The sequence below is a fragment of the Streptomyces sp. NBC_01016 genome (assembly GCF_026341035.1).
Classification (GTDB): Bacteria; Actinomycetota; Actinomycetes; order Streptomycetales; family Streptomycetaceae; genus Streptomyces.
This window is the reverse complement of the sequence record NZ_JAPEOQ010000001.1, coordinates 3,860,481-3,882,245: the sequence shown is the minus strand read 5'-3', so window position 1 is coordinate 3,882,245 and position 21,765 is coordinate 3,860,481. Positions and strand designations below refer to the sequence as shown.

Genomic DNA, 21,765 nt, shown 5'->3' with positions numbered 1-21,765 from the left:
GGTGCAGTGCACTGATTCAGGTGTGCTCTGGGCATGCCGGTGCAACCGGTGTGACGACCGGCAACGAGAGGGGGAAAGCGCTTTCTGCGCGGGACAATAGAGTGCCGCCGGATCCGGTGGCAAGGCCCCGCGCACCCCTTGTGACTCAACTACCCCAGCCCCAACGACACTTGGCGGGCCGGTACGGTCACCCGCTTCCCGCGACCTCCACCCGCACCCCGCGCGCCTCGAACGCTCTGACCTGCTCCGCCGGCGCCGACGCGTCGGTCACCAGGGTCCAGCCCTCCTTCAGCGTCGCCCACGCGTGGAACGGGGCGCGGCCCAGCTTGCTGCCGTGGGCGAGGATGTAGACGTGGTCGGCCCGGCGGGCCATGAGCTCCTTGAGGCGGGTCTGGCGCAGGTCCGCCTCGCAGATGCCGCGGTCGACCGTGACGCCGTCGGCGCCGAGGAAGACGCGGTCGAACGACATCCGCTCCAGGGCGGCCTCGGTGAGCGGGCCCACGAAACCCTGGCTGAGCGGGCGCAGCGTGCCGCCGAGGCATTCGACGTGCACGCCCTCCGCGTCGGCGAGCGCGTGCAGCGCGGTCAGGCCCGTCGTCGCGATGGTCAACTCCTTGATGGCGCGCAGCTCATGGGCGAGCGCGCCGACCGTCGTACCGGCGTCGAGGAGCAGCGTCTCGCCCGGCTCCACCGCGCGCGCCGCCCACTGCGCGATGGCACGCTTCTCGTCGTACGCCTCCCCCGTGCGCTGCCGCAGCGAGGCCTCGGGGTGCGCGGACAGGGCCATCGCGCCGCCGTAGGTACGGGCGAGCCGGCCCTCCGCTGTGAGGCGTGCGAGGTCGCGGCGGATGGTGGACGGGGTGACCTCGAAGAGCTGGGAGAGTTCCTCGACGTTGGCGAGTCCTGTGGTGGTGGCCAGGTCGACGATGCGGTCCCGGCGGGCCCGGGAGCCCTGCGCCTGGGAGGTGGGCGGCGGAGAGCCGGGCGGCTGGGAGCTCGGTGACGACATCTGGTCGGTCCTCTACGGTGCGGAGGCGGTCAACGGCGGTGCAGGGGAAGGCGGTTCGGGCCGCCGGGTCGGAGGGCGGTTCGGGCCGCCTGGGCCGAAGGCGGCTCGGACCGCCGGGGCGGAGGGCGGTTCGGGCCGCCGGGGCGGATGGCGGTTCAGTCCGCCGGGGCGGATGGCGGTTCAGTCCGCCGGGGCGGAGGCGCCCGTCTGCTACGACGCTGTGGCCATCTCGGCCGCCTGGCGAAGGGCCTCGACCATGCTACCGGCCTCGGCCTTGCCGGTTCCCGCGATGTCGAACGCGGTGCCGTGGTCGACGGACGTGCGGATCACGGGCAGGCCGACCGTCAGGTTCACGCCCGCCTCGATGCCGAGGACCTTCACGGGGCCGTGCCCCTGGTCGTGGTACATCGCCACGATGAGGTCGTAATCGCCGCGCGAGGCGAGGAAGAAGGCGGTGTCGGCGGGGAGCGGGCCCCGCGCGTCCACACCTGCGGCCTTCAGCTTCTCCAGGGCCGGTTCGATCTTCTCGGCCTCCTCGCCGTAGCCGAACAGGCCGTTCTCGCCCGCGTGCGGGTTGATGCCGCAGACGCCGATGACGGGATTCGGGGTGCCGGCGCGGACCATCGCCTCGTGGCCGCGGCGCACGGTGCGCTCGACGAGGCCCGGCTCGATGCGGTTGACCGCGTCGATGAGGCCGATGTGCGTGGTCACGTGGATGACCTTGACCTTCTCCGTGGACAGCATCATCGACACCTCTTCGGTGCCGGTGAGGTGTGCCAGGAGTTCGGTGTGTCCGGGGTAGATGTGTCCGGCGGCGTGCAGGGCCTCCTTGTTGAGCGGGGCCGTGCAGATGCCCTGGACGTCTTCCGCGAGCGCGAGTTCGGCGGCGCGCTTCACGAACTCGTACGCCGCGTCGCCCGCGACCTCGGAGAGCTTGCCCCAGGGCAGGTCGGCGGGGAGCAGGGCGAGGTCGACGACGTTCACGCGGCCGGGCGTGAAGACCGCGTCGCGGGGGTGGTCGACCGCGGCCACCTCGCACTCCAGGTTCAGGATGCGGGCCGCCTCGCGCAGCCGCGCCGCGTCGCCGATGACGACGGGGCGGCAGCGTCCGAGGACCGCCTCGTCGAGCAGTGCGGCGACGACGACCTCGGGGCCGACGCCGGCGCCGTCGCCCATCGTGACGGCGATGAGCGGGAGTTGGGGCAGGTCGGGGCTCATGGTGACTCCTAGGGGGAAGGTGGGTCGGGCGCGCGGCGGCGGGTTCAGCCCGCCGCCGGGGTGGCTGCCAGGTGCGGGCGCAGGGCCGTCGCGATGCGGAGGAGCGAGTCCTCGGCGCCGTAGCTGCCGGGGCGGGTCACGACGCTGCGGCCGTCGGGGGTGCGGGAGTGGACGGCGCCGTGGTGGATCTCGTCGACGGGCTCCAACTCCCGTACGCCCAGGGCGTCCAGCGTGGCTCGTGCGGTCTCGCCGCCGGTGAGGACGAGGTCGGGGCGGCCGGGCCAGGCGGTGGTGAGCGCGGCGAGGGCCGCGCTGAGCGCGCGTCCGCCGCCGGGGTGGAGTCCCGCCGAGCCGTCGATGGACAGGACGGTGTCCACCGGCGCGTCGCCCGCGCGCACCTCCACCGCACCCGCCCGTATCTCCACCGCTCCGGACATCAACTCCGCCGGTTCGAGAGGAAGATGACGCATGCCGAGTGCCGTGAGGTGCGCTATCTGCCGCGCCACCCCCGGTTCCGCCGTTCCCGCCACCACGAGCAGCGGGGCGGCGGCACGCGCGGACGGCGGTGCGGGCGCGGGCACGGCGGGCCGTGCGAGCGCCCGGCCGAGCGCACCCGCCAAACCTCCGCTGCCGAGCAGTCGGAGGCCGGGGCCCAGGCGCAGGGCGGCCGCCACGATGGCGTCCAGATCGGCGTCGGTCTCGGCGTCCGGGGCCGGGTGGGCGCCGGACGCCACCACGCTCTTCAATTCGGCTTCCAGGCGCGGAAGTTCTGAGCGGACGACCTCCAATGGGATCGTCCGCACCGGCAGCCCCGAGAACGCCTCCGCCACCGATCGCGGCGGCGTTGCGCGTTCCGCGCGCCAGCCGTTCGTTTCGTGCAGCGGCACCCTGTCCACGTGCACGACACCACCCGTCACGGTGCGCCGGGCGGCGGGCAGCGCGGGCGCGATGACGAGGGCCTCGGCACCCTCGGCGTACGCCACGGCCTCTGCGGCGACGTTGCCGCGCAGCTGGGAATCGATCTTCTTGTAGAGCAGCCCGTACGCGCCGGGACCCCCGAAGACCAGAGCGCCGGGGCCCGCAGCGCCCGGAGCGCCGGAACGCCCGGAGCCCAGGGCCGAACGCACGGCATCCGCCGCATCGGCAGGTGGCAGATGCCGTGTGTTCAGGTCCACGACGAGGTCGTGCGCCCCGGCCGCGGCACCGCCGGTCGGAGTGGTGAGGCACAGGCGCACCGGGCCGCCGAGCGCACGGGCGACCTCGGCCGCACCGGACAGGTCGTCCGCGAGCGCGAGCACAGCGGGGAGCGGGGGCGACGAAGCCACAGGATCGAACCTCCTTGGGAACGCCCGGCGTTGGGCGGCCCGCCCGGATCATGGCACAGGTTGCGCGATCTGCGCGAGACCTCTTGCGCGGATCACGCAGCCATGCGAGCGTTCCGATGTCCGCAGCGCCACCCCTGTGAACAACCGCGCCGCCGCCGCCCCTGCGGGCATCGAACCGCCGCCCCTGTGGGCAATCGGGCCGCCCCAGAGGGGCGGTACGGGTGGACACAGGGGCGGCCCCCGGCGCGGGCAGCACCCCGCTCCGACCCCCACCCCGGCACCACCCACCCGACATCCACCGCAGCCAGCCACCACCCACCCGCAACGCACCGCACCGCGCCACCCGCTCCCCCGGAAGGACCCCCACCGTGACCCCCGGCATCCAACTCCCGCACGCCCCCGTCCCGTTGTCCCGCCTCGTCCTCGGCACCATGACCTTCGGCGACACCGCGGACCGCGCGACGGCCGCCGCGATGCTGGACGCCGCACTCGACGCGGGCATCACGGGCGTGGACACCGCCAACGGCTACGCGGGCAGCGAGAGCGAGCGCATCCTCGCCGAACTGCTGCCAGGACGCCGCGACAAGGTCGTGCTCGCGACGAAGGCCGGCATCCCGCACCCCGACCAGGGCGAGCACGCGCCGCTGTCCGCCGAGGGCCTGCGCGCCGCGCTCGACGGCAGCCTCCGCCGCCTGGGCACGGATCACGTGGACCTCTTCTACCTGCACCAGCCGGATCGCGCGACGCCGCTCTCCGAAACCCTCGACACCGTCGCCGAGTTCGTGAAGGCGGGCAAGGTGCGCGCGCTCGGTGTCTCCAACTACGCGGCCTGGCAGATCGCCGAGCTGAACCGGGTGGCCGACGAGGTGAGCGCACCGCGCCCGGTCGTCGCGCAGCAGCTGCACAACCTGCTCGCGCGCCGCATCGAGGAGGAGTACGTCGAGTTCGCCGCGGAGACCGGGCTGCACACCATGGTCTACAACCCGCTCGGCGGCGGCCTCCTCACCGGCCGGCACACTTTCGAACAGGCCCCGGAGGAGGGCCGGTTCGGTGACTCGAAGGTCGCGGCGATGTACCGGCAGCGGTACTGGAACGAGGACCTGTTCCGCGCGGTGGGCGATCTGACCCGGATCGCGTCCGACGCGGGACTGCCGCTCACCGACCTGTCCTTGCGTTGGCTGCTCTCCCGCCCCTCCACCGACGCACTGCTGCTCGGCGGCTCCAAGGTCGACCACCTCAGGGCCAATATCGCGGCCGCGGCCCAGGGCCCACTGCCGGAGGACGTGTTGACCGCCTGCGACGAGGTCGGCGCCCGGCTGCGTGGCCCGATGCCCGCCTACAACCGCTGACCCCCACCCCCTCGCACCCCCCCCTCGTACCTCTCTTACTGGAGACACTCATGGCCCCCGGTCGCACCTCCGCCGAGTTCACCGCCGCGCTGCGCAACCGCGAACAGCTCATCGGCTACTGGTCGTTGCTCGACTCCCCCGTCGCCGCCGAGCGCCTCGCCCGCGTCGGCTACGACTACCTCGCCTTCGACGCCCAGCACGGCCTCTTCGGCTACCAGGGCATGCTGAACAACCTCCTCGCCACCGACACCAAGGGCTCCACGGCCGTCGGGATGGTGCGCGTCGAGGCCAACGACCTCACGTACATCGGCAAGGCCCTCGACGCGGGCGCGACCGCCGTCATCGTGCCGCTGATCGACACCGCGCAGGACGCCGCCGACGCCGTGGCCGCCGTGCGCTACCCGCCGCTCGGCCACCGCAGCTACGGGCCGATGCGCGCCCAGCTCCGCGTCGGCCCGAACCCGGCCGACACGCACGACGCGACCGCCGTTCTCGCGATGATCGAGACGGCCGACGGGCTCGCCAACGTCGAGGAGATCTGCTCGACGCCCGGACTCGACGGCATCTACGTCGGCCCCTCCGACCTGCGCCTCGCCATCGGCGGGGCGACGTCGTCCGACCCGTCCGTGCAGGACGAGTTCGAGCAGGCCCTGATCCGCGTACGGAAGGCGGCGGAGGACGCGGGCATCGCCGCCGGCATCCACAACGCCGACGGCGCGAGCGCGGCCCGCCGCCTCGCGGAGGGCTTCACGTTCGCCACGGTGGCCGCCGACGTCGTCCACCTCCAGCAGATCGCCACGTCCCACCTGGACGCGGCCCGCGGCGGCGCGCACTGATGCCGACGACGCTCATCACCACACCCACCTTCGCCCGGCACTCCGCCCGCCCGTGGCAGATCCTGGAGTCGGCGGGCGCAGGTCCGCTGCGCCCGCGCGAGGACGCGGCACTGCCTGGCGCCGAGCTGCTGAAGTACGCCGCCGAGGCGGACGCCCTGATCGTCGGAATGGACCCGATCACCGCCGAAGTCATGGACGCCGCCCCGCGGTTGAAGGTGATCGCCAAGCACGGCGTGGGCGTCGACACCATCGACCTGGACGCCGCCCGCGACCGAGGCATCCCCGTGGTGTGCGCGCCCGGCAGCAACTCCCGTGCCGTCGCCGAGTACACCTTCGGCCTGCTGCTGTCCGCGGCCCGCTCGCTCACCGCCTCCCATGTCGCGGTGTCACTCGGCGACTGGCCGAAGCTTTTCGGCCCCGAGCTGCACGGCAGGACGCTGGGCATCGTCGGATTCGGCCGGATCGGTCGGCTGCTCGCCGGTTACGCGCGGGCCTTCGGCATGTCGGTCCTGGCCCACGACCCCTACGTACCGGACGACACCATCCGAGCACTCGACGCCGAACCGGCGGGCCTGGATGCCCTGTTGGCGCGCTCCGATGCCATCAGCCTGCACACTCCACCGGACCCGTCCGGCGCCCCGCTCCTCGACCGGGCCCGCCTGGAGTCCATGAAGCGCGGCGCCATCCTGGTCAACGCCGCGCGCGGCGGCCTGATCGACGAGACGGCACTCGCCGAGCTGCTGGGCACCGACCACCTCGGCGCGGCCGCCCTCGACGCGTTCACCACGGAACCGCTCCCCGCCGATCACCCCTTGCGCGGGGCGCCCCGCACGCTGCTGACCTCGCACATGGCGGCCTGCACCCCCGAGGCGAACCGGACGATGGGCGCGATGGTCGCGGAGGACGTGGTGCGCGTCCTCGCGGGCGAGCCGGCACACCACGAAGCCACCTGAGCCGACAGGCCACCTGAACCGCCTGATCGACCGACCCCAGCGAGACACCGAGCCCCACCCGCGCCACCTCCCACACCTCCCTGTCCGGATTCCGGCGAAGACGCCGGAAGACCCCCGAGGACCTGACACATGTCCACCACCACGACCGGCGCCGTCCCCCCGGCGCCCGCGCAGGCCGACCCGTACGCCCTGCGCGCCGAAGACGCCCGCCCGGCCCCCGAGACCTTCCGCGGCCGACTGCGCCGGCTCGGTCCCGGGCTCATCCTCTCCGCGGCCGTCGTCGGCTCCGGTGAGCTGATCACCACCACCTCGCTCGGCGCCAGGGCCGGCTTCGCGCTGCTCTGGCTCGTGATCATCTCCACCGCGGTCAAGGTGTGGGTGCAGATGGAGCTGGCCCGCTGGACCATCCTCACCGGCCGTCCCGCCCTGGACGGCTTCCGTGACATCGGCCCCCGGATCGGCCGCCTGAGCTGGATCAACTGGCTCTGGATCGGCATGGACTTCGCCAAGATGTTCCAGCGCGGCGGCATCATCGGCGGTACGGCCGCCGCCTGTTCGATCCTGCTCCCGATCCACGGCGGCTCGCTCAGCGTCACGTCGCTCACCATCTGGGCGGTCATCGTCACGGCCGGCGCCGTACTCATCCTCCAGACCGGCAAGTACCACGTCGTCGAGCGGGTCGAGGTCATCGGCATCACGCTCAAGACGGTCATCACCGTCGGCCTCGCCCTGGCCCTCCCCCTCACCGCGTTCGGCTACGGCTCCGCCGACCTCGCCGAGGGCCTGAGCTTCCAGATCCCGGCGGGCACGGTGGGTATCGCCCTCGCCATGTTCGGCATCACCGGTGTCGGCGCCGACGAGATGACGACGTACACGTACTGGTGTCTGGAGAAGGGATACGCCCGCTGGACGGGCCCCGACGACGGCACCGAGGAGCGGGCGCGACGGGCCGAGGGGTGGCTCAAGGTCATGCGCCTAGACGTAGGTGTCTCCTGGCTCATCTGCACCCTGTGCACGCTGTCCTTCTACACGATCGGCGCCTCGGTACTGCACCCGCAGGGCCTGGTCCCCGAGGGCAACGACATGATCACCACGCTCTCGCACATGTACACCGACGTGCTCGGCCCGTGGGCGCAGTACCTCTTCCTGGCGGGCGCGATCGCGGTCCTCTTCTCGGTGACCGTCGCCTCCTCGGCAAGTGTTCCGCGCCTATGGACCAACACCCTCGGCCTGCTCGGTGTCGTCGACTGGCACGACGTGCGCTCCCGCACACGCACCATCCGGGTCCTGACCTGGTGTCTGCCCCCGGTGTGGATGTGCTTCTTCCTGTGGGTGCAGTCCCCCGTCCTGATGGTCCAGATCGGTGGCATCGGCGGTGGCATCTTCCTGCTCGCCGTCGTGATCGCGGTGTGGCGCCTGCGCTACACCGGCGTCCCGCCCCGCTTCCGCGCCAACCCCTGGCTGACCGCCGCCCTCGTGATCAGCAGCGCGGCGATCGTCTGCCTCGGGGTGTACGCGGTCCTGGACACGCTGGGCCTGACACCCGGCGCCTGAGCCTCGCCCCGCTTCCGATGAGCCCCTCCCCCGAGAGGTCGACGATGCCCTCCCCGCCTCACCTCCATCCCTCCCGCCGCACGCTGCTGCGCACTCTCGCGGCCGGTGGCACCGGCCTGGCCCTCGGCCCGCTCACCGCCTGCGCGGGACCGACGGGTGCGCCAGGACCGCGGACGCTCTCGCTCGGCCTGAACCGCTCCCTGGTCAGCCTGGACAACAAGCTCAACCAGTTCGACGCCGCCGTCACCGTGCAGCGCGGCGTGCGGCAGGCGCTCACCGCGATCCGCCCGGACCTGTCGGTCGCCCAAGTCCTCGCCGACCGCTTCGAGATGACGTCGCCGACGACCTGGACGGTGCGACTGCGCGACGGCATCCACTACTCCGACAAGCGCCCCGTGCGCGTCGAGGACGTGGCGACCGCGCTGCGCCTGTACGGGAAGGTCGACGGCTCGTTCATCCGCGGCCTCTTCCCCGAACTCCCCACCGTGGAACGGGTCGACGACCGTACGTTCCTCCTGCACACACGCCGCCCGGTGCCCGTGCTCGACCGCCTGATGGCGAACATCCTCATCACCCCGGCCGCGGACAACCGCGCCGAGGAACTGCGGTCCGGTGTGGGCACGGGACCGTACCGGGTGGTCGCCGCGAACAGCGGCACCGGCGAGTACACGCTCGCCCGCAACTCGAACTACTGGGGCACACCGCCGGGCGTCGACCGGGTGCAAGTCCGGTTCGTGCCCGAGGAGTCCAGCCGGGTCGTCGGGATCCGCAGCGGCGAACTCGACGTCGTCGACACCCTCACCCCGGACTCCGCCGACCAGCTCGACGGGCTCCCCGGGGTGCGCCTGGACCGCGTCCCCGGCGTGCGGATCTGCCAGCTGTTCTACAACTTCCGCAAACCCAGGTCGCATCCGCTGTCCGACGCGCGCGTCCGCAAGGCCCTCACTCACGCCGTCGACGGGGACGCGCTCATCAAGGACGTCCTCACCAAGTCCGCGGTGGAGGCGCAGGGTGTGCTGCCACTGGCCCTCGAAGGGGCCGTGCGCACCGGGTCGTACCACCACGATCCGGCCGCCGCCCGCGCGCAGTTGAGGGCGCTGGGCGCCGACGGGATGCGGCTCACCATCATCTGGGAGAGCGGCGAGTTCGCGGGCGACGCCTCCGTGATGGAGGCGCTGGTGGAGATGTTGCGGGACGCCGGCGTGCGCGCGCAGCTCAAGCAGTTCCAGCCGGGCGGCGACATCCTCGCCTGGCGGCAGGGCCGCGGCGGCGACTGGGACGTGATCGGCAACGGCTTCCCCGGCACCACAGGACAGGCCCTCACCAGCCTCCAGGCCATGTACGCGGGCACCGCCGAGGACGACAAGACGGGTGACGCCTTCATGGGCTACGTGAAGCCGCACATCGAACGTCAACTGTCCGACGCCGCCGAGGAGACGGACGCGAAGACGCGCACCCAAAAGCTGAACGCGGCGCAGCGTGCGGTCTGGGACACCTGGCCGTGCCTGTGGTCCTTCGTGCCGAAGACGGTGCAGGCCCGCCGCGACCGCGTCACCGACCTCGAACTGGCCAAGCTCAACTGCTACGACCTGTCGACCGTACGGCTGGAGGGCTGACCCATGGCCACGGCCACGTACCTCGCTCGGCGTCTCGGCCAGAGCGTCCTGACCGTCTTCCTCACTCTGACCGTCGTGTTCCTGCTGATCCGGATGGCACCGGGCGACCCGGCGTCCGCGTACGCGGGCCCGACGGCATCGACCTCCGAACTCGCGCGCATCCGAGCCCAGTTCGGCCTCGACAGACCACTTTTCGAGCAGTACGGAATCTATCTACGGGACCTGGTCAGCGGAAACTTCGGCACCAGCTACTCGTTCCACGCCCCGGCCTTCGACGTGGTCATGGACCGCCTTCCGTACACCCTCACGCTCGCGGTCTCGGCGATCGCCGTGACGGTCGTCGTGGCGGTGCCGCTCGGCGTGTGGATGGCCCATCACGCGGACAGCGCACGCGAGTTGGGCGCCAACATCTTCACGATCACCGGGCAGTCCATGCCCGACTTCTGGACCGGCGTCATGCTCCTCACCGTCTTCGCGGTCCTGTTCCCCGTCCTGCCGGCCTCGGGCTTCACCTCCTGGGGCGGACTGGTCCTGCCGACGATCACCGTCGCGCTCCTCCAACTCGCCCTGGTCTCCCGGCTCGTACGCCGCGAGATGTCCACCGCGCTCGCCTCCTCGTACGTAACCGTGGCCCGCTCGCGCGGTGTCAGCGAGCGCGCCCTGACCTGGCGCTACGCACTCGCCAACTCGGCGGTGCCGCTGGTCACCGCCGTCGGCACCCGGTTCGCGGCGCTGCTCAACGGTGTCGTGGTCGTCGAGGTCGTCTTCGGCTGGCCGGGCGTCGGCTCGCTCGTCGTCCGCGCCCTCGACACCCGCGACTACCCCCTGATCCAGGCAACGGTCCTGGTCACGGCCGCACTCGCACTGCTGGTCCAACTCGTCGTCGACCTCTGCTACCCGCTGCTCGACCCGCGGGTACGACTCGGAAAGGCGGCCTGAGCCATGTCCGCCACGCTTTCCCCCGCACCCAGCGCCGTCACCGCCCGCGACCTCAGGCGGGCCACGGCGACCCGCCAGCGGCGCAGCGCCCGCTTCAAACTCTGGGTGGGCGCGGTGTGCGCGGCGTTGGTCGTGCTGCCCGTCGCACTGGCCCGCGTACTCCCCCTGCCGGACGCCAACGCGCAGAACCTGGCGGCCCGCAGGCTCCCGCCGCTCACCGAGGGCCACCTGTTCGGTACGGACCAGCTGGGCCGCGATCTGCTCGCCCGGATCCTGCTGGGCGGCCAGGTGTCACTGACGGTGGGTGTGCTGGCCGTGATCGTGTCCGGCCTGATCGGCATCGCCGCGGGTTCGGCCGCAGGCTACTTCGGCGGCTGGGTCGACACGGTCGTCTCCCGCCTCCTGGAAGCCCAACTCGCCCTGCCCCTCCTGATGATGCTCCTTCTGGTCGTCGCCCTGTTCGGCCCGTCGATCCCCGTCATCACGGCGGTGATCGCGGTCGCACAGTGGCCGGAGGTGGCCCGCCTGACCCGTTCCCTCGTCCTCGTGGAACGCGAGAAGCCGTACGTGGCTGCCGCCCGCCTCCTGGGCCTGCGCGGATGGTCGGTCCTCGGCCGCCACGTGATCCCGAACATCGTGCGCCCGGCGGCGTTGGTGATCCTGCTGCTCCTGGCCCAGGCCGTCCTCCTGGAGAGCTCGCTCAGCTTCCTCGGCGCCGGCCCCCAACGCCCGTTCGCGACATGGGGCCGCATCATCTCCGACGGCCAGGCCTACCTCACCACGTCGTGGTGGCTGGTGACACTGCCCGGCCTGGTCATCGCGCTGCTGGTGGTCGGCGTCAACCTCGTCGGCGACGGCCTGCGCGACCGCGTCCCCGCCCTCAAGTCGACGAAGGGAGCCCAGACATGACACCCACTCAGCAACCACTCCTGGACGTGACGAACCTCCAGATCGAACTGGTCACGGGCCGCGGCATCGTACGCGCCGTGGACGGCGTGAGCTTCACGGTCCACGAGGGCGAGACGGTCACCCTCATCGGCGAGTCCGGCTCCGGCAAGTCGACCACGGCCATGGGCGTACTGCGCCTCCTCCCCGAGGGCCTCGCCGTCCTCTCCGGCAGCGCGCGGATCGCCGGCGAGGACGTGATCGCCGACCCCGCGGCCGCCCGTCGGGCCCGCGGCCGCACCGTCTCCCTGATCCCCCAGGACCCGATGACGGCGCTCAGCCCGGTGCACACCATCGGCCGCCAACTCGGCGACGCCCTCCGCCTGCGCCACCCCGGCATCGGCCGCGCGGAGATACGCGACCGGGGCACGGCCCTGATGGAACGGGTCCGCATCAGCGATCCCGCACGCCGCTGGAAGGCCTACCCGCAGGAGTTCTCCGGCGGCATGCTGCAACGCGTCCTGATCGCCATCGCCCTCGCCGCCGAACCACGCCTCCTGGTGGCGGACGAACCGACATCGGCCCTCGACGCCACGGTCCAGGCCGAGGTCCTCGACCTCCTCATGGCCCTCCAGGAGACAGATGGCGTCGGCCTGTTGATGATCACCCACGACCTGGGCGTGGCCCGCCTGATCTCGGACCGCATCCACGTCATGCGCGACGGCCGCTTCATCGAGTCCGGCGAGGCAGAACAAATCGTCGAGTCACCGACGGAGGACTACACCCGTTCACTGCTGGCCGCGGTGCCACGGATCGGCCCATTTGTAAGCCCCTGCGGCGATTGAGCAGCGGGGTCCGGGGCAGCGCCCCGAGTCCGCAACCCCGGCAAGGAGCCAGCCCATGACCACTCCCGACACTCTCCTCCACGTCGAGGACCTCGTCGTCACCTACCCCACCCCCGGCGGAGCCACAACCGCGGTCGACCGAGTCACCTTCACGATCCCGCGCGGCAGCGCCCTCGCCCTGGTAGGAGAATCCGGCAGCGGCAAATCCACCATCGCCCACGCGGTGGTCCGCCTCCTGAAACCCACCGCGGGCCGCATCCTCTTCGACGGCACCGACCTCGCCACCCTCCCCGAACGCCGCCTCCGCCCGCTGCGCCCCCGCTTCCAAATGATCTTCCAGGACCCGTACGGCTCACTGGACCCCCACCTCACCGCCCAGGACATCGTGGCGGAACCCCTCCGCCTCTCCGGCACCCGCGACAGAACGGCCCGCACACGCCGCGCGGCCGAACTCCTGGACCGGGTGGGCCTGCCCGCATCGGCCCGCGACCGCCGCCCCTCCGAATTCTCCGGCGGCCAGCGCCAACGCATCGGTATCGCCCGCGCCCTCGCCTCCTCACCCGACCTGCTGGTGTGCGACGAGGCGACCTCCGCACTCGACGTCTCCGTCCAGGCCCGCGTCCTGGAGCTGCTGCGCGAACTCCAGGCCGAGACCGGCATCACGTACCTCGTCATCGCCCACAACCTGGGCCTCGTACGGGAGATCAGCACCGACGTGGTCGTGCTGCGCTCGGGCCGGGTCGTCGAACAGGGCCGCACCGCCGACGTGTTGGCCTCGCCCACCGAGCCGTACACCCGCGACCTGCGCCGCGCCGCTCTCGACCCGGCGGCGATCCGCGGCCGCAAGCCCCGCGAACTGCTGCACGCGCGCGGCCGGGCACACACCCCAGCGTGACACACCACCCCACAGGAGAGGACCCATGCCGCCCATGACACCCACGACGCCTACGACGCCCACGCCCCGGACCACCGAGCCCCCCACCCTGCCGGATCACACCCGCACCGACCGCGCCCTCCCCACCCCCACCGTCCAGAGCCACGCCGCCAACCTGACCGTGCTGCCGGACGGCGAACTCGGCTGTGTGTGGTTCGGCGGCACGCAGGAGGGCATGGCCGACATCTGCGTCTGGTTCTCCCGGCTCCCGGCGGGGGCCGCCGAGTGGTCCGAGCCGCAGCGCCTCTCCGACGACCCCGACCGCTCGGAGCAGAACCCGATCCTGACCGTCCTGCCGAACGGCGAGTGGTGGCTGCTGCACACCGCCCAGCAGGGCGGCCGCCAGGACACCGCGCAGGTACGCCTTCGCATCAGCCGTGACCGGGGCGGGAGTTGGGCGGCACCGCGCACCTTGTTCAGCACCGAGTCCGGCGGCGTATTCGTGCGGCAGCCTCCGGTGGTGCTGCCGACCGGCCGGATCCTGCTGCCGGTGTTCCGCTGCACGACCCCCGAGGGTGTGGCGTGGACCGGCGAGCACGACACCAGCGCGGTGATGGTGTCCGACGACGGCGGTACGACGTGGCGCGAGCACACCGTCCCGGCGTCGACCGGCCTGGTGCACATGAACGTCCACGCCCTGCCGGACGGCTCCCTGCTCGCCCTCTACCGCAGCCGCCGCGCCGACCACGTCCACCGCTCGGTCTCGTACGACGAGGGCACCACCTGGACCGAACCCGAGCCGCTCGACCTGCCCAACAACAACTCCTCCGTCCAGTACGTGCCCCTGACGGACGGCCGCCTCGCGCTCGTCTACAACCACAGCAGCGCGGCCGACGCCACCGACCGCCGTGTCTCCCTGTACGACGAGATCGACGAGTCGGGCGACCTGGCGACGCAGGCCGGGACAGCCGACGACGACACTGTCGGCTCCGCCTTCTGGGGCGCCCCCCGCGCCCCGCTGAGTCTCGCCCTCTCCTCCGACGGCGGCCGCACCTGGCAACGCGCCGCGGATCTGGTCACGGGCGACGGCCACTGCATGACCAACAACTCCCGCGACGGCCTCAACCGCGAGCTGTCCTACCCGTCCGTGACCCAGTCCGCCGATGGCGCGCTGCACATCGCGTACACCCACCACCGCAAGGGGATCCGCCACATCCAGCTCACACCGCACGCCTGACCGCCGGGGACAGCACCCCTACCCCGCTCCTGCCCATGTGATCGGCATCACCCTGTACTCCGCGTTGACATCAGGTCATCATATGACCTGCGTTCGACGGCCCCACGGGCCTCGACCCACGGCCCTCGGCCCACGGCGAGAGACAGGGACAGACACCCATGCACGACCAGGATCAGCCGGCCCCGACCGCCCCCACGACCCGCGTCGGCGTCGTCGGCCTCGGGGCCATGGGGCTCGGCATGGCGCGCAGCCTGCGCGCCGCCGGGTTCCACGTGGCGGTCCACGACCTGCGCGCCGACGTGGCCGCCGACTTCGCACGCGAGGGCGGCGCCGCGTACGACACGGCCGGTGACCTGGCGGCCGACGTCGACGTCCTCGTAGGCGTCGTGGTCAACTCGGCGCAGGTCGAGTCGGTCCTCTTCGGCGACGGCGGCGCGGCCCACCGCCTGCGCCCCGGCTCCGTCTACGTCATGTGCTCCACCGTCGACCCGACCTTCTCCGCCCAACTGGAGGGCAGGCTCGGCGAGTTGGGCGTCCGCTTCCTCGACGCCCCCATCTCCGGCGGCGCCGCCCGCGCCGCGACCGGCGAGCTGACGATGATGACCTCCGGCTCCCCGGAGGCGTACGCGCTCGCCGACCCGGTGCTCGACGCGATGAGCGCCACGGTCTACCGACTCGGCGACACCGCGGGCCTCGGCTCCAAGGTCAAGATCGTGAACCAGCTGCTCGCGGGCGTGCACATCGCCGCCGCCGCGGAGGCCATGGCTCTCGGCATCAAAGCGGGCGTGCCCGCCGAGTCGCTGTACGAGGTGATCACCCACAGCGCGGGCAACTCGTGGATGTTCGAGAACCGCATGGCCCACGTGCTGGCCGGGGACTACACACCGCTCTCCGCCGTCGACATCTTCGTCAAGGACCTCGGCCTCGTCCTCGACTCCGCGCGGCCGGAGAAGTTCCCGCTGCCGCTGTCCGCGACCGCCCACCAGATGTTCCTTCAGGCCTCCGCGTCCGGCCTCGGCGGCGAGGACGACAGCGCGGTCATCAAGATCTTCCCGGGCATCGAACTGCCAGAACCGGGCATCGAGCCGCCCCACCACCGGCCGAACACCCACGACAACGACGAGAAGGGGGCCTGACATGGCCATCCGCCTCGGATGCATCGCCGACGACTTCACCGGCGCCACCGACCTCGCCAACAACCTGGTGCGCGCGGGCATGCGCGTCGTCCAGCTGATCGACGTACCGGCTCCGGACGCGGCGACGCCGCAGAACGCCGACGCGGTCGTCATCGCGCTCAAGTCGCGGACCGTCCCGGCGGCCGAGGCCGTCGACTCCTCGCTGCGCGCCCTGGAGTGGCTGCGCTCCGCGGGCGCCGAGCAGATCTACTTCAAGTACTGCTCCACCTTCGACTCGACGCCGGCCGGCAACATCGGCCCGGTCACCGAGGCCCTGATGGACGCGCTCGGCACGGACTTCACCGTCGCGACACCTGCCTTCCCCGACAACGGGCGCACCGTTTTCAAGGGCCACCTCTTCGTCGGTGACGTGCTGCTCGGCGAGAGCGGCATGCGCCACCACCCGCTCACCCCGATGACCGACTCCAACCTGGTGTCCGTGCTTGCCGCCCAGACCGAGCGCCCGGTCGGACTCATCGACCACAAGGCGGTCGCGGCGGGCCCCGAGGCCATCACGGAGCGGATCGCCGCGCTGCGCAAGGATGGCATCGGCGCCGCGATCGTCGACGCCGTGTCGAACGACGACCTCGTACGCCTGGGTGCCGCGGTCGCCGGCCTGCCGCTGGTCACCGCCGGTTCGGGCCTCGCCATCGGGCTGCCCGCCAACTGGGGCATCGAGCCGTCCCCGGAGGCCGCCGAACTCCCCGCCGCCTCCGGCCACTTGGCGGTCATTGCCGGTTCGGTGTCCGCCGCCACGAACGGCCAGGTGCGCGCGTTCCTGGACACCGGTCGGCCGGCCTTCAGCGTGGATCCGCTGCGGATCGCGGCGGGCGAGGACGTGGCCGCCGAGGCGCTCGCCTTCGCCGACGCCCACCTGTCGTCCGACGGCCCGGTTCTCATCTACTCGACCGAGTCCCCCGACGCCGTACGCGACGTGCAGGGGCAGCTCGGGGCCGCCGAGGCCGGGGAGTTGGTGGAGCGGACACTCGCGCGCGTCGCCCAGGGGCTCGTCGAGCGCGGGGTGCGCAGGCTCGTCGTCGCGGGCGGCGAGACCTCCGGCGCCGTCGTGCAAGCCCTCGGCCTGGACGGGCTTCGGATCGGCCCGCAGATCGATCCGGGTGTGCCGTGGTGTGCGGCGCCGCTCGCCGACGGTGACACCCTCCACATCACCCTCAAGTCGGGCAACTTCGGCGGCCCGTCCTTCTTCACCGCATCGTTCGACCTGCTCGGCAACGGGGAGTCCCAGTGACCCAGGACCTCAACTCGGCCGCGGAGTCCGCCCGTTCGGAGATCGTCCGCGTCGGCACCAGCCTCTTCGCCCGCGGCTACGTCCACGCGAGCGCCGGCAACATCAGCGCCAAGCTCGACGACGGCCTCGGCCACCTCATCACCCCGACCGACGCGGCCCTCGGCTTCCTCTCCCCCGAGCGGCTCGCGCTCGTCGACGGCGAGGGTGCGCAGGTGGCGGGCGGCCGCGCCAGCAAGACCCTCACCCTGCACCGCCGGATCTACGCGGCCGACCCCACGGCCCGCTTCGTGATCCACACCCACTCGACACACCTGGTGGCGCTCACCCTCGCCGGTGTGTGGCACCAGGACGATGTGCTGCCGCCCATCACCCCGTACTACGTGATGAAGGTGGGTCACGTCCCGCACATCCCGTACCACCGGCCCGGCGACCCGCGCGTCGCCGATCTGGTGACCGAGCGGATCAACTCCCGTGCCGCGCAAGGCACTCCGATCCGCGCGGTTCTGCTCGACCGGCTCGGCCCCGTCGTCTGGGGCCCGGACGCCGCCTCCGCGCTCGCCGTCCTCGAAGAACTCGAGGAGACGGCCCGCCTCTGGCTGACGACCGACCGCAAGCCCGCACCGCTCCCCGAAGACGCCATCGCCGAACTGAGAGCCACGTTCGGCGCGGCCTGGTAACACCCGCTCGTCACTCCCCTCCCCCGCCTGAGCCGCACAAGGAAGTGCCCCTCATGTCCACGACCGTCCCCACGGCCGACACCCCCGAACTCGCGCGTGAGAACGCGGTGTTCCGCAAGGTGATCCGCCGCATCGTCCCCTTCCTGATCCTCTGCTACATGGTCTCCTACCTGGACCGCGTGAACGTGGGCTTCGCCAAGTTGCAGATGTCCTCGGACCTCGGCTTCAGCGAGGCGGCCTACGGCCTCGGAGCCGGCCTCTTCTTCATCGGCTACTTCTTCTTCGAGGTCCCCTCGAACCTGCTGATGCAGAAGGTCGGTGCCCGCACCTGGATCGCCCGCATCATGATCAGCTGGGGTCTGGTGTCCGCGGCGTTCGCCTTCGTCAACAGCGAGACGACGTTCTACGTACTCCGCTTCTTGCTCGGCGCCGCCGAGGCCGGCTTCTACCCCGGCGTGATCCTCTACTGCACGTACTGGTTCCCGTCCCAGCGCCGGGCCCGCGTCATCGCGATGTTCATGTCGGCGATCCCCGTCGCCGGCATCTTCGGCAACCCGCTCTCCGGCTGGATCATGGACGTCTTCGACGACGCGGCCGGCTGGAGCGGCTGGCAGTGGCTGTTCGTCGTGGAGGCGATCCCCGCCCTCGTCATCGGCGTGGTCTGCCTGTTCTGGCTCGACAACAGCGTGCGCGACGCCAAGTGGCTGACCGACGACGAGAAGTCGGTCATCGAGAGGGCCCTCGCCGCCGACGCCACCCACCAGACCGTGCACGGCCGCGCCCTCGACGCCTTCCGCAACGGCAAGGTGTGGCTGATGTGCCTCATCTACTTCTGCTTCGTGATGGGCCAGTACGCGCTGACGTTCTGGATGCCGACGTTCGTGGAGTCCACCGGCGTCAAGGGCGGCCTCGCGATCGGCGCCCTGAGCGCAGTGCCGTACCTGGCCGCGCTGATCGCCATGAACCTCTTCGGGTTCTCCGCCGACAAGCGCCGCGAGCGCCGCTGGCACCTGGTGATCCCGTCCCTGATGGGCGCCGTCGGCTTCTCGATGGCGGCGAGCTTCGCCGGTTCGACCCCGCTGGCCCTCGTCTCCCTGTCGATCGCGGCGGCCGGCGTCCTGACCTGCGCCCCACTGTTCTGGTCGCTGCCGACCGCGTTCCTCGGCGGCACGGCGGCCGCGGCGGGCCTCGCGGCGATCAACTCGGTCGGCAACCTCGCCGGCTTCGTCAGCCCGTACATGATCGGCTCGCTGAAGGACGCGACCGGTTCCACGGCGATCCCGATGTACGTTCTGGCGCTGTCGCTCGTCATCGGGGCGGCGGCCGTCCTCACGACGAAGAAGAACGTCGTCAACCGCTGACGCACACACCTCTCTCTATAGGAGTCACCATGCCGAGGTTCGCGGCGAACCTTTCCATGCTGTATCCCGAGTACGACTTCCTGGACCGCTTCGCCGCGGCCTCGGCGGACGGCTTCGAGGCCGTCGAGTACCTCTTCCCGTACGCGTACGGGACCGGGGAGCTCCGCGCCCGGCTCGACGAACACGGCCTGAGCCAGGTCCTGTTCAACGCCCCGCCCGGCGACTGGGACGGCGGCGAGCGCGGCATCGCGGCGCTGCCGGGCCGCGAGGCCGAGGTGCGCGAGGGCATCGAGAAGGCCCTGCACTACGCGGCCGCACTCGGCAGCCCACGCGTGCACATGATGGCGGGCCTCGTGCCCGAAGGTGTCTCGCGCGCCGAGTGCCGGGACACGTACCTGACCAACCTGGCGTACGCGGCCGAACAGGCGGCGCCGGCCGGGGTCGACATCCTGATCGAGCCGATCAACACCCGGGACATGCCGGGCTACTTCCTGAACCACCAGGCGGACGCCCACGCGGTCGTACGCGAGATCGGCGCGTCGAACCTGAAGGTCCAACTCGACCTGTACCACTGCCAGATCGTCGAGGGCGACCTCACCGCCACCCTCCGCCGCGACCTGCCGACGGGTCGCGTGGGCCACCTGCAGATCGCGGGCGTCCCCGACCGCCACGAGCCGGACGCCGGCGAACTGGACATCCGTCATCTCATGTCCTGCGTGGACGAGTTGGACTTCGACGGCTGGATCGGCTGCGAGTACATCCCCAAGGCCGGCACGAGCGAGGGTCTCGGCTGGCTGAAGAACATCCAAGGAGAGCAGCACGCATGAGGATCGTCATCACGGGCGGTTTCGGCTTCCTGGGCCGCCAGGTCGCCGAGGCCCTGCTGGAGCGGCGCACGTTCGACGGCCTGCCCATCGACCGCCTCACCCTCGCGGACAAGTTCGTCCCGGACGAGTCGCCGCTCACGGCGGACCCGCTGGTGGAGGTGGTGCAGGGCGACCTCACGGACCGGCTCGCGGAGTTGTTCGCTCAGCCGGTCGATGTGGTCATCCACCTCGCGGCGGCGGTGTCGGCGGAGTGCGAGGCGGACTTCGACCTCGGCATGACCGCCAACCTGGACACGACCCGGGCTCTCCTTCAGGCGGCCCGCGCCCAGTCGGAGGCGGGCGGCCCGACCGTACGCCTCGTGCTCGCCAGCAGCGTGGCGGTCTACGGCTCGGACGCCGCACTCCCCCTCCCACCCGTGGTGGACGAGTCCACGCTGCCCACGCCGCAGTCCAGCTACGGCGTGCAGAAGCGGATCTGCGAGCAGCTGGTCGCCGAGTACACGCGCCGCGGATACGTGGACGGCCGCGTGACGCGCCTGATGACGGTGTCGGTGCGCCCCGGCAAGCCGAACGCGGCGGCCTCCGGCTTCCTCTCGGGCGTGGTCCGCGAACCCCTCGCGGGCCTCCCGGCAACGTGCCCGGTGAGCCCTGCCACACAGGTGGCCCTGGCCTCCCCCCGCCGCACGGTGGAGGGCATCCTGCGGGTGGCACAGGCCAAACGCGGCTCGCAGGACGGCCAGTTGACCGGCAACATCCCGGTGAACCTCCCGGCCCTCACAGTCACGGTCTCCGAAATCCTGCACACACTCCGCGAGGTGGCAGGCAACGCGGTCGCCGACCTGGTAACGGTGACACCGGACTCCTCCATCGAGTCGATCGTCGGCTCCTGGCCGGCCTCCTTCGACAACACCCGCGCGGCAGCGCTGGGCCTCTCTCCCGACCCGGACTTCGCATCGGTGATCCGCCAGTACGTCGCCGACCACCCGGACGCGGTCACGGCCGAGGTGTCCGCGGCCACGTCGATAGACTGACGCCATGTTCAACAAGGTGGACGGGCCCGTGCGGCTCGCCGATCGCGTCGCCGCGATGCTCACCGAGGAGATCGAGTCGGGGCGGCTCACGGCGGGCGACAAGCTGCCGACCGAGGTGGAGCTCGTCAAGCAGCTCGGCGTCAGCCGCACGGTGATCCGCGAGGCGGTCTCCCGCCTGCGCAACGCGGGACTGGTGGAACCCCGCCAGGGCAGGGGCGTCTTCGTGCTGCCCCGCCGCACCCGTCCCCTGGACCTGGAGGGCGGCACCGAGTCTCCGGGCACGCAGGCGAAGGTCCTCCAGATCGTCGAGGTCCGCCGCGCGATGGAGGCCGAGGCCGCCCATCTCGCGGCGACCCGCGCGCGCCCCGCCGACATCGTGCGGATGCGTGCGGCGCTGGCGGCGATCGACACGGCGGTCGCGGCGGGCGGCGACGGCACGGACGAGGACCTGGCCTTCCACCGCTCGATCGCGGAGTCGACGGGCAACCCGGTCCTGGTCTCGACGGTCCACTACCTCGGCGAGGTCTCCCGCGGCGGCATCCGCGTCACCCGCGCCAACGAGGCCCGCCGCGACGACTTCTTCGAGGCGGTCCGCCACGAACACCAGGCGATCCTCACGGCCATCGAATCCGCCGACCCCAAGGCGGCCCGCACGGCAGCCCGCCGCCACATGAAACACGCCGCCACCCGCCTCCAGAAGGCAGACCCGGAATTCTGGGACGAGGCGGAGGCCCTGGACGTGGACGCGGACCTCGACCTGGACACGGGGGCCTGAGCCCCGGCCCGGCTCCGCAACGACAGATCC

At 71.8% G+C, this 21,765-nt stretch carries 20 protein-coding genes; 17 read left to right on the top strand and 3 right to left on the bottom strand.

Annotated elements, in window-relative coordinates; translation table 11 throughout:
• Window positions 1–187: 187 nt before the first annotated feature.
• The 3 genes from OG746_RS17520 to OG746_RS17510 form a co-directional block, all read right to left on the bottom strand.
• Entirely contained in the window at window positions 188–1,009 is an 822-nt protein-coding gene (locus OG746_RS17520) for a DeoR/GlpR family DNA-binding transcription regulator (protein ID WP_266715548.1), read from the bottom strand.
• A gap of 210 nt (window positions 1,010–1,219) precedes the next feature.
• The gene (pdxA, locus tag OG746_RS17515; RefSeq protein ID WP_266715547.1) at window positions 1,220–2,227 is read right to left on the bottom strand and encodes a 4-hydroxythreonine-4-phosphate dehydrogenase PdxA; all 1,008 of its coding nucleotides are present in this window, start codon (window positions 2,225–2,227) and stop codon (window positions 1,220–1,222) included.
• Between the two features lie 44 nt (window positions 2,228–2,271).
• Window positions 2,272–3,552: a four-carbon acid sugar kinase family protein gene (locus OG746_RS17510; RefSeq protein WP_266715546.1), complete on the bottom strand. Its 1,281-nt coding sequence runs from the start codon at window positions 3,550–3,552 to the stop codon at window positions 2,272–2,274.
• 368 nt (window positions 3,553–3,920) lie between these two features.
• Between OG746_RS17510 and OG746_RS17505 the strand changes: the two genes are divergently transcribed.
• From OG746_RS17505 to OG746_RS17425, 17 genes are all read left to right on the top strand, one after another.
• A complete protein-coding gene (locus OG746_RS17505) occupies window positions 3,921–4,901 on the top strand; it encodes an aldo/keto reductase (protein WP_266715545.1) in 981 nt (326 codons plus the stop codon).
• Between the two features lie 50 nt (window positions 4,902–4,951).
• Entirely contained in the window at window positions 4,952–5,737 is a 786-nt protein-coding gene (locus OG746_RS17500; protein ID WP_266715544.1) for an HpcH/HpaI aldolase family protein, read from the top strand.
• A complete protein-coding gene (locus OG746_RS17495; RefSeq protein WP_266715543.1) occupies window positions 5,737–6,690 on the top strand; it encodes a phosphoglycerate dehydrogenase in 954 nt (317 codons plus the stop codon). Before OG746_RS17500 ends, OG746_RS17495 begins: the two co-directional genes overlap by 1 nt.
• Before the next feature lie 129 nt (window positions 6,691–6,819).
• Window positions 6,820–8,244 (top strand): Nramp family divalent metal transporter, encoded by a 1,425-nt coding sequence (locus OG746_RS17490; RefSeq protein ID WP_266715542.1) that lies wholly within the window; start codon window positions 6,820–6,822, stop codon window positions 8,242–8,244.
• Window positions 8,245–8,288: 44 nt separating this feature from the next.
• Window positions 8,289–9,860, top strand: a complete 1,572-nt coding sequence (locus OG746_RS17485; protein WP_266715541.1) for an ABC transporter substrate-binding protein — start codon at window positions 8,289–8,291, stop codon at window positions 9,858–9,860.
• A 3-nt stretch (window positions 9,861–9,863) separates the two neighbouring features.
• Window positions 9,864–10,799, top strand: coding sequence for an ABC transporter permease (locus OG746_RS17480; RefSeq protein WP_266715540.1), 936 nt, complete (start codon window positions 9,864–9,866; stop codon window positions 10,797–10,799).
• Window positions 10,800–10,802: 3 nt separating this feature from the next.
• On the top strand, window positions 10,803–11,708 hold the full coding sequence (locus OG746_RS17475; protein WP_266715539.1) for an ABC transporter permease: 906 nt from the start codon (window positions 10,803–10,805) through the stop codon (window positions 11,706–11,708).
• Window positions 11,705–12,529, top strand: coding sequence for an ABC transporter ATP-binding protein (locus OG746_RS17470; RefSeq protein WP_266715538.1), 825 nt, complete (start codon window positions 11,705–11,707; stop codon window positions 12,527–12,529). Before OG746_RS17475 ends, OG746_RS17470 begins: the two co-directional genes overlap by 4 nt.
• A gap of 55 nt (window positions 12,530–12,584) precedes the next feature.
• Window positions 12,585–13,424, top strand: coding sequence for an ABC transporter ATP-binding protein (locus OG746_RS17465; protein ID WP_266715537.1), 840 nt, complete (start codon window positions 12,585–12,587; stop codon window positions 13,422–13,424).
• A 25-nt stretch (window positions 13,425–13,449) separates the two neighbouring features.
• A complete protein-coding gene (locus tag OG746_RS17460; protein WP_266715536.1) occupies window positions 13,450–14,640 on the top strand; it encodes a sialidase family protein in 1,191 nt (396 codons plus the stop codon).
• A gap of 158 nt (window positions 14,641–14,798) precedes the next feature.
• Window positions 14,799–15,776 carry an L-threonate dehydrogenase gene (gene ltnD / locus OG746_RS17455; RefSeq protein WP_266715535.1) on the top strand — a complete coding sequence of 326 codons (978 nt, stop codon included), beginning with the start codon at window positions 14,799–14,801 and terminating at the stop codon, window positions 15,774–15,776.
• Window position 15,777: 1 nt separating this feature from the next.
• The gene (gene otnK / locus OG746_RS17450) at window positions 15,778–17,064 is read left to right on the top strand and encodes a 3-oxo-tetronate kinase (protein ID WP_266715534.1); all 1,287 of its coding nucleotides are present in this window, start codon (window positions 15,778–15,780) and stop codon (window positions 17,062–17,064) included.
• Complete coding sequence (locus OG746_RS17445) at window positions 17,061–17,741, top strand: class II aldolase/adducin family protein (protein ID WP_266715533.1); 681 nt, start codon at window positions 17,061–17,063, stop codon at window positions 17,739–17,741. The genes otnK and OG746_RS17445 overlap by 4 nt, the downstream gene beginning before the upstream one ends.
• 53 nt (window positions 17,742–17,794) lie before the next feature.
• Entirely contained in the window at window positions 17,795–19,102 is a 1,308-nt protein-coding gene (locus OG746_RS17440; RefSeq protein WP_266715532.1) for an MFS transporter, read from the top strand.
• Between the two features lie 29 nt (window positions 19,103–19,131).
• Entirely contained in the window at window positions 19,132–19,929 is a 798-nt protein-coding gene (gene otnI / locus OG746_RS17435; RefSeq protein ID WP_266715531.1) for a 2-oxo-tetronate isomerase, read from the top strand.
• Window positions 19,926–20,960, top strand: coding sequence for a D-erythronate dehydrogenase (gene denD, locus OG746_RS17430; protein ID WP_266715530.1), 1,035 nt, complete (start codon window positions 19,926–19,928; stop codon window positions 20,958–20,960). The genes otnI and denD overlap by 4 nt, the downstream gene beginning before the upstream one ends.
• Before the next feature lie 4 nt (window positions 20,961–20,964).
• Window positions 20,965–21,735 (top strand): FadR/GntR family transcriptional regulator, encoded by a 771-nt coding sequence (locus tag OG746_RS17425; protein ID WP_266715529.1) that lies wholly within the window; start codon window positions 20,965–20,967, stop codon window positions 21,733–21,735.
• Window positions 21,736–21,765 lie beyond the last annotated feature (30 nt).